The organism is Bartonella sp. TT119HLJHH (assembly GCF_042193385.1).
Taxonomy (GTDB): Bacteria; Pseudomonadota; Alphaproteobacteria; order Rhizobiales; family Rhizobiaceae; genus Bartonella.
The window spans coordinates 1-8,437 of sequence record NZ_JBHILS010000027.1; the positions used below are offsets into that span (position 1 = coordinate 1).

At 42.6% G+C, this 8,437-nt stretch carries 7 protein-coding genes and 1 pseudogene; all 8 read right to left on the reverse strand.

All coding sequences use genetic code 11. From position 1 onward, the window contains the following. The coding region (locus tag ACFIJL_RS08190) for a phage tail protein (RefSeq protein WP_375624140.1) at positions 1-903 on the reverse strand (903 nt) is incomplete at its 3' end. A 7-nt stretch (positions 904-910) separates the two neighbouring features. Next, on the reverse strand, positions 911-1,924 hold the full coding sequence (locus tag ACFIJL_RS08195) for a phage tail protein (protein ID WP_375624142.1): 1,014 nt from the start codon (positions 1,922-1,924) through the stop codon (positions 911-913). 8 nt (positions 1,925-1,932) lie between these two features. After that, on the reverse strand, positions 1,933-2,934 hold the full coding sequence (locus ACFIJL_RS08200; RefSeq protein WP_375624144.1) for a phage tail protein: 1,002 nt from the start codon (positions 2,932-2,934) through the stop codon (positions 1,933-1,935). A 12-nt stretch (positions 2,935-2,946) separates the two neighbouring features. Further along, the gene (locus ACFIJL_RS08205; protein ID WP_375624146.1) at positions 2,947-3,594 is read right to left on the reverse strand and encodes a transglycosylase SLT domain-containing protein; all 648 of its coding nucleotides are present in this window, start codon (positions 3,592-3,594) and stop codon (positions 2,947-2,949) included. A gap of 15 nt (positions 3,595-3,609) precedes the next feature. Beyond that, the gene (locus tag ACFIJL_RS08210) at positions 3,610-5,787 is read right to left on the reverse strand and encodes a hypothetical protein (RefSeq protein ID WP_375624148.1); all 2,178 of its coding nucleotides are present in this window, start codon (positions 5,785-5,787) and stop codon (positions 3,610-3,612) included. After that, the gene (locus ACFIJL_RS08215; protein ID WP_375624150.1) at positions 5,788-7,200 is read right to left on the reverse strand and encodes a hypothetical protein; all 1,413 of its coding nucleotides are present in this window, start codon (positions 7,198-7,200) and stop codon (positions 5,788-5,790) included. Between the two features lie 66 nt (positions 7,201-7,266). After that, positions 7,267-8,205, reverse strand: a complete 939-nt coding sequence (locus tag ACFIJL_RS08220) for a hypothetical protein (RefSeq protein WP_375624152.1) — start codon at positions 8,203-8,205, stop codon at positions 7,267-7,269. Position 8,206: 1 nt separating this feature from the next. Further along, positions 8,207-8,437, reverse strand: a pseudogene (locus ACFIJL_RS08225) (hypothetical protein); the annotation flags it as partial.

Below are 8,437 nucleotides of genomic sequence, written 5' to 3' on the forward strand. Positions count from 1 at the left end.
TATTTGGTCAAATTCTTGATTACACCTTTCCAAGGCATCCCCACTCAAACCTACACACTCTTCGTCTATAGCTCTCTTTCGCCTTGTCACGGGCGCTTCAGAAGAAGAAATATCCCGTTTTTTTCGTGAAGAACGACCATCAGAAGAGGCGGGACCTATAAAATGTTCATGCCCTTTCAAAGAATAGCCTTGAAGACTTGCAAAAGAACGCCAAGGGTCTAAATTGCGTTCATTATCAAGTCCCCGTAAAAATAGCCCCCGAAAATCGGGAACATTAAACGTCGTGGCGCCATCTCCTTCTCCCCACGTCGTTCCTATCGCAGAAAATAAATCCCAATAAACATACCGTGAATAAGCACTCCCATCACATGGCAACCAACCATCCGGCAAACGTTCCATTGCAAACGGTCCTATCAGACCGGAAGGTAAGCGTTTTAAGGAAGAAACTTTGCCCCTTGTCGGGTTGAGAACTTGCCAACCCATAAGCTCTTCATCATACACAAGCGTATAAAGACAGCCATCTTGTATCTCACCTCCCGATAAGGCTAATAAACCATTTTCTGTCGCCTTATAAACGGGCTTACCGGCTAAATTATTTAAAGCAATTGTTGTCGCCCCAACATTCTTGCCTTTCGCTTTAAAACAAACTGATATGCCATTCTTATACTCTAAAAATGCCGATTGGCTTAAAAGCCTTATCACACTCGTCTTTTGCTTATTATCAACCGTCACAATCCCTTCAAGAACACCCCCCGTATCCGATAAATACTCACTTACCCGTTGCATCATAAAACGAGCGCTATTATTAACCGTGTTAGGGTGCTGTCCCTCTGACCAATTAATTAAAGCATCAGCACCACCATTCTCAGATGCCGTTAAAGACCAATCATAAATCGTGGACATCTGAACCTCACGTCTTGATTCCAAACACAACACTCATATTAATCGGGCGCGTCTCACTTACACCTGAACTTGCCAAGGCAACATCACGCATATGAAGGTGGGAATGCGGAAAGGCAAGCTTATGGTGCACGCGTATATCCTCTGCCCGCACACCCAAACGTTCAGCAAGCTTCAACCTTTGCTGGTCATTCAACACATAGCCCCAGATGATCGTCATATCACCATGCCAACTCTCTTCCTGATTTTCATCATTCAAAATCGTAAAGGATTGACCACTATGATCATGCTTTCTTATTGCGTCATTCTGTAAAGTGCCAAGATAACGAAAGCGGTCTATCTCGCGGTCATCATCAACACCTCGTAAAAAAACACCACGCAAATCGGGAACGTTAAACTTGTTCCAAGTATCAGCTCCACCCCACCTGATCCCTATCGCTTCATAAAGAGCAGGATAATCACTGCACGAATAAGCCTTTCCATCACATGGCAACCAACCATCCGGCAAAACTTGCATCCCAAAAATCCCTATCGTCCCTGTCGGATAAATGGGAATAACCGGTTCTGGTGATAAAGAGAGAGGCGTAGGATTTAAAACTTGCCAAGCATGATCCCTATAAACCAAGCTATAAATGCATCCCCTTTGAAGCTCACCTCCAGATAATGCACGGATACCTAATTCCGTTGCCTTATAAACCGGCTTACCGGCTAAATCATTCAAGGCAATTGCGGTTTTCCCAACATTCTTGCCCTTTGCTTTAAAACAAACTGATATCCCATTCTTATACTCTAAAAATGCCGATTGGCTTTGAAGTCTTATCAACGTCGTCTGTTGTTCAGCATCAACCGTAAAAGTGCTTTCAATCACACCACTCGTATCGGATAAATATTCACGCACACGCTGCATCATCACACGAGCACTATTATTCAGACTACTAGGTCGTTGTCCTTTTGACCAATCTATTAAATCATCACAATAGGCATTCAAGGAGGCATTTAAAGACCAATCATAGATCGTCGACATCTTACACCTCATGTCTTAATCGCAAAAAGAACACTCACATTTACTGGACGCGTCTCGCCTTCACCAGTGCTCTCCAAAACAACCTCTTGGCTCTCATCAAGAGTATAAGAACTTACAATGTAGCCTCCTAAATTCTCACGCTCTATACCCATAAAATTCGCTAGAGAGCTCCCCCCAAACAAGCCTAGACGATAGCCCAATACATCTGTCGTATTCCCATCCCAAAAGTTTTCGTTGCTGGTAAAATGAGACATCGAAAGGCTCTGTCCTTGATGTTGGTGAGACTCGATTAAATCTGTTTGCACACTTGCAAAAGAACGCCCCTCATCAATATTGCGCCCTCCATCAACACCCCGTAAAAACATCCCTCGAAAATCCGGAACATTAAATGTCGTGGCGCCATCCCCCTCTCCCCAAACCGTTCCTATCGTCTCAAATAAATCACGATAATCACGACGCAAATAAGCCTTCCCATCGCAAATTAACCAATCCTTTGGAATCCCGCGCATTCCAAACGTTCCTATAAAACCCGTGGGATAAAGACTGCTTTCTTCTTCTAAAGGGATAGAGGTAGGATTAACAAGTTGCCAATGATCTCCATTATAAAACAATGTATAAATGCACCCTTGTTGGATTTCGCCCCCTGATAAAAGCGATAAACCCGTTTCCGTTGCCTTATAAACCGGCTTGCCATCTAAAGCATTTAAGACAATCGTGGTCGCTCCAACATTCTTACCCATAGCCATAAAGCGCAAAACGATACCATTCTTATACTCTAAAAACTGTGAGCTGCTTGCAACTCGTATCACACTCGTTTGTTGGACATGATCATTTGTAACAATGCCTTCAAGCTCTCCACCCGTGTCTGACAAGTATTCCTTTACGCGCTGCATCATCACACGGGCGCTCGTGTTCACACTGCTAGGATGCTGTCCTTCAGACCAATCAATCAAATCATCTACGCGCGTATTATCCGCCGCTCTAAGCGACCAATCATAGATCGTTGACATCTCTCATAAATCCTAATTCCGGTAAAATGGTCCGTAAAACGCCCGCATGAATTGCGTCATCAAAGGATTATCATCATCACTCTCTTCTTCTTCCGAAGCCTCTTCTTGTGATGCTAATAATGCCCTTAAAACCTCTAACAAGTTGTCTCTATTTCTAATGCCACCATGCGCTGTAGGACTTGCTCTATGAGGCTGCCCACCATACATCTGTAATACACGGTTGACAAAATCACTTGCACGCATAGCGTTGTTTCCACCATTCAAGCCAACCGCATTGCTCCCAACAATTTGCGCCGCATTGGCATGGGGATTTTGCAAAAGCCGCGCGGCTCCTCCTGCACCTTGTTGATGTGCTAAATACAACTCCGCTTCACTAGGCGCTCTTCCCAAAAGGCGGCTTAAATGATTGCGATTATCAAGCGTCAACCGCCCCATGGCATCTGCCGCTTGCATGGGATCAAACCTATCCTGCAAACCATATTGTTTGGCGGTGCTATCGATAAATTGATACAAACCACCAGCAGAAGAACGTGGATTCCTTGCATTCGGATTGCCTCCACTTTCAACTTGCGCAACACGGTACAAATAGCTCTCTGGCAAACCATATCGCGCTGCCGTTTGCCGTATCGCTTGATTAACAGAAGGACTAGAACGGGTCATGCCTAATCTCCTCCCTTACTCAAATGCACTCAATAAATTCAACTCCTCCGTTGAGGCTTTTCCCCCACCTCCAAACAAAGCAGCAGATAGCTTTTTGAACCATTCTTTCGTCGCATATCCCTTATGATGCGCGTTTACCATGCGTTGAATGAGAGCTACAATTTGATCATTCTTAATCTGTGTCCCCCCTGTTAACAACTTGACAACATCCTTTTCAATCCGTTGACGCTCTCTAAACGCCGCCTCTTTGAAAGGAATCCAAGAAGCCTTCACCGCCGCTTTTCCTGCTTGCATAGCTGCATCAAATTTACCCGTTGGCATACTGACATTATGCGTAAAAGATATCTCTTTATTCGCTATACGATTTGGTATTCTATTATAAAAATCTGCATAATCAGCTTCTTTATTGACAACATTCTTAACAGCAGAAGCTTTATCTGCTCCATAAATCGTTGCAAATCGTTCATACAGATCATTCGTACCAAAAATATCTTTTGCCTTGGAAACTTGATCTCCTGCTTGCCCCATACCTTGTAAAAGTTTTGCTCTTGATCCCTTTTTAAAGTATTCTTGTTCTCCCTCTGGTAATTCATCAAAAGTTTTACTGAATTTATCCTTATTAACTGACTTTCTAAGAATTTTGGAACCTTCATCCATAGCATCTACATCTGAACTATATTGATGATATAATGCCCGTCCCTTCTTATATTCAGATGATATATCATCCATAAGCTCTAATAACTTTTTCTGAATGCCTACTAAACTGCGAACTTGGCTATTATCTCCTTGTCTCCTTTCGGTCCTTATCATTAAATCGACAACCTCCTTAGTCTTATGAAGAGCCCCCATGTTTGGTTTCTCCTTAAGGAGACTAAATTTTTGAGAAGAAAACGGACTAACGTTGTTGCCATCCGTAATAAACCGCTTTAGTCCTTCATCATAAGCTTGTTTGAAGTATGGACGCTTCATTAAATCATTAAGAGCACCATAATATTTTTCTCCTATCGGCGTTTTCTTGGCTATTTCGTAAAGAGTATGTGATTCTGCTTCTCTACTCGCGATAAGATCATCTTTTAAACCTGTGACATTTTGACGAGGAACAAAGTGTTCATCAGCGGCTTGATGAATACGCTCCCCTCCTCCCAACGCTCTCTGCCCAGCTCTTTTAGTCAAATCAAGATAAGCTCCTTGATTTCTTTTCGCGATATCAAAAACAAGATCCTGTAAAAAAGGACTATGATCAGCTACGTAATCGGTAGGAACTGCATTCTTAAAAGAGTTTCCTAGCTCTTCAGAAGCCTCCTTACCTAAATGTTTACTGATTGCTCTTAATGTGTCTGTTGCAACACCTTCCTTATGAGAAGGAGAAAAAAGTCTTCGTATTCCACCGACAGTAGAACCAGCCAAATGACCTAAAGCACTTCCAACCAATGCCCCGCCCGCTCCTAAACCTGCACCAGATAACGTACTTGTAAGTGTATTACCAAGCCCTTCGCCTTCTCCTGCGCCATGTAATGCACCAGATGCCGCCCCTACTTTAAGCAAATGCGGCAATGTTGTTTTGTTCGTGATGCCTAAAAATGGACTTGCAAATCGACTTGGGGGTAACTGACCTGCTTTCAAAAAGGCTTGACCTAATTTTGACCCCGCCACATTCCTTGCAAGTGTAGGCGCTACAAAGCGTGCTCCTGATGCTAATAATCCTCCCCCTAAAGTCGCAAGTGAAGGGATTGCCGACCCTAAAGCATTTCCAGCAAAAGAAGTCCAATAATGTTGATCACTCATCCTACGATAATAATCACGTATTCTATTGGCTTCTTTCTCATATTTTTCTATGGTTTTCTTATCTCCAGTCCAATAGTTGTAAAGCCCATTCAAAAAAGCACTTATTGCCAACTGATCATCAGAATCACGTCCTGCCGCTGTAATCCCCGCAATCTCATCATCTAAATTAAAACTCAAACCATGCTTTAAAGAATTCCAAAAGGCTTCACTGCTACTTATTTCGGGATGTTGCGGTGATGTTTCGTATTCATCTTTAGGGATACGACGTATAACTCTTATTCCAGTACCAAAATCTGGAAATGGTTCCTCTACCGATTTTTCGTATTCATGTTTAGGGATACGGCGTATAATTCTTATTCCAGTACCAAAATCTGGAAAATCTTGATGAGTATTATTATGATGAACCATTTATCTATCCCTAATAATGTCATATATATAGTTACCGTCTGGTATGGATACTCTTTCTCCAATAGCAAGTTTTTTAATATCTTCTCTGCTACTTATAGTTGGCAAGTTTGCACTACCTCCTTGTGACATCGACTGATTAGCATATTGAGCAGAATACTTTAGACGCGGTCTTACTTCCATTCCATTTGACAACCTATAAATTTCCTCATCATTCAGTTTTTTAAAAAGATCAAACATATCTTTGATTTTTAAGAGCGTTTTATATAGTTCTTCTGGTTTATCGCTAATGTCCATAGTACCATAAGATGCTACTATGCGCCTGCTTTCTTCATTAGATAACGGTCCAACGCCTAATTTCCCGCCGTCACTTTGCTTTTTGATTGCTTCAATCACTCGAACAAAGACACCACCTTCAAGCGTTTTTAATTTATTTTTTAATGTTTTTGCAGCAGTATCGGGGAAAATCTGAGCAAAAGCACCGACCTTACCAGCAGCCTTTTTGGGATTCTTCTCTATAATTTGAAGAGCATTGTTAACTGTATCCACAATATGATTAATTTCTTTTGCTGCTACAGCAGCAGTGTTTCTCTTACCTATTTCCCACTCTTCTATGTCTCGTTTTTTCTGATTATACTCAAGTTCCTGCATCGACCCCTTAACCGGTCTCGCTCTACGTTCACCTAGTTGTGAATTGGGATCCCATTCATAACCTTTATCTAACTGAGGTTTATCACCACCTGTTAGCATCGCACTAAGCATTTGAGGATTCCTTGCCATGACAGCAGCTTCTTCATCACTGTAGCCTTTGGACTTTAGATACTCGACAGTCTGATTAACCTGCCCTCTTTGTTTATCTCCTTCATTAAGATGCTTCACACCACTTGCAAGCGCATCCCATCCAGAACCATCTGTGGGTGCTGCCGCCATACCTGCAAAAAGATCTTTGAGTTTCTGATACGCATCTGATTGAAAAAACTTATAAGTATTGGACTGTAAAAATTTCTCTGCATCTGTCAGTTCAGGAGTCGGTGTTGGGGAAGCGGGTGCTAATGGTTGCGTTTGTTCATTAACATGAGGTTTTAGTTCTTGTGGAGTACTCTCTAGTGCATTTGGCATGGGTGGATGTTGATCAAATCCAAGAGGCATTTCCGCTTTAGGAGCCGTATAGGGCATAAATGGTCCATATGGATTCAGACTATTCTGTAAATAGGGGTTGGATGGGGCTTGTGCTTTCTCTGGTGTCATCATACTTTCAATGCCTGACATTCCAGTCATAAATAGAGAGGTTTTGGGGTACTTTGTTATGAAATTCCCCACGGGGTTCTTTGTTATTAATTGTCCCAATCTATTCGCCCCTGTAACCGCTTTAGGAGCAAGATACCTAAAAACATGAGGCGCAGCTCTCGCAGCCATCAAACCTGCAAAAGATAATGGAAATAATATTGGAAATGCCATCACACTCTCCTACAAAACTATTCTTTAATTATTCTCCAGAGCTTTCTTTTGATTCATGTAATCTAAAAACAACTTGGATGCTCCTCCTGCCAACGCTGCTCCCATTGGACCACCTGCCATGTAACCAAAAGCCATCGGTGCTGCTTGAAGTGCTAAAGAACCTATAGCCCCTACATTTTTCCACGGATTATTGCCCTCTATCTTAGAGATTGTATGATTATTCGTCGTCGTGCCGTAATTCCTTGCAAAGCCATGACCGGCATTCATAAGCATATTCAACCTATTCCAGCCGCTATTGTCTTGTTCCAGCCAACGTTCACGATTGGCATCAACAACTCTCTGATTGTAATTATCAAGCACACCTCCCCCCTGTATGGCATTGGAATAGGCATTGCCATAACCCTGTAAGAAGTTATTTGAGGCGCCCAATTGATTTTGATTGGCTTGGTCTATCATGGCATTGGCTTGCATCATGCGGTCCGCATCACGATTATATTGCTCTAACATAGCACGAGCGTATATAGAATCTCTTCCTTTCCGCATTTCCTCTCTATGATCAGGAGTTGCATAACGACCAATCCCTGAGAAATATCGGTTAATTTGAGTGTCTGAATCATCTAATGCTTCTTGAAGTGCTTGTTTGAAATACGAATTTTCTCCCATCATACCACCAGAGGCCATATGTCGAAGATTCATGGCTGCCGACGTTGGATTATAGATTGTATTCATCAAAGAGCGATTTTGATAATGATGAGGAATACTTCCAAGACCACCAATTCCATAGCGCGTTTGATCACTTAACGGCGCTACACGAGGACCACCATAAACATTACCACCCATCCCTGTGTCATACATGTTATACGCATCTGCACCCCCACGCTTAAAGACATTCTGCATCCATGCAGGAGGGGCGCTTGTCTGTACCTGCTTTTGTTCTGTTGTTGCTGGTGTCTTGCTCCCCATTTCACAATTCCTTCCTGTAATAAAGCATATCTATGCTGTAACCTTGCTTGTCCAATGCACGTTTCCAACCCAAACGACCCAAGATCTCCATTTCAAAAGCGCCATTCTCACGCGCCCAATCCTCTGCAACTTGCAAATTGTCAACCAAATCAAGAACACCCTTGCCACTACATTCACAAATCAGAGCGCGCTTCTTTCCTAAAACTGTCTGTTGTATCTGGGTCGTGACTGC

Bases quoted from the DNA above. Each gene is read 5' to 3' on its own strand.
- ACFIJL_RS08195 (WP_375624142.1), bottom strand. From the start codon at position 1,924: ATGTCGACGATCTATGATTGGTCTTTAAATGCCTCCTTGAATGCCTAT.
- ACFIJL_RS08200 (WP_375624144.1), bottom strand. From the start codon at position 2,934: ATGTCAACGATCTATGATTGGTCGCTTAGAGCGGCGGATAATACGCGC.
- ACFIJL_RS08205 (WP_375624146.1), bottom strand. From the start codon at position 3,594: ATGACCCGTTCTAGTCCTTCTGTTAATCAAGCGATACGGCAAACGGCA.
- ACFIJL_RS08210 (WP_375624148.1), bottom strand. From the start codon at position 5,787: ATGGTTCATCATAATAATACTCATCAAGATTTTCCAGATTTTGGTACT.
- ACFIJL_RS08215 (WP_375624150.1), bottom strand. From the start codon at position 7,200: ATGGCTGCGAGAGCTGCGCCTCATGTTTTTAGGTATCTTGCTCCTAAA.
- ACFIJL_RS08220 (WP_375624152.1), bottom strand. From the start codon at position 8,205: ATGGGGAGCAAGACACCAGCAACAACAGAACAAAAGCAGGTACAGACA.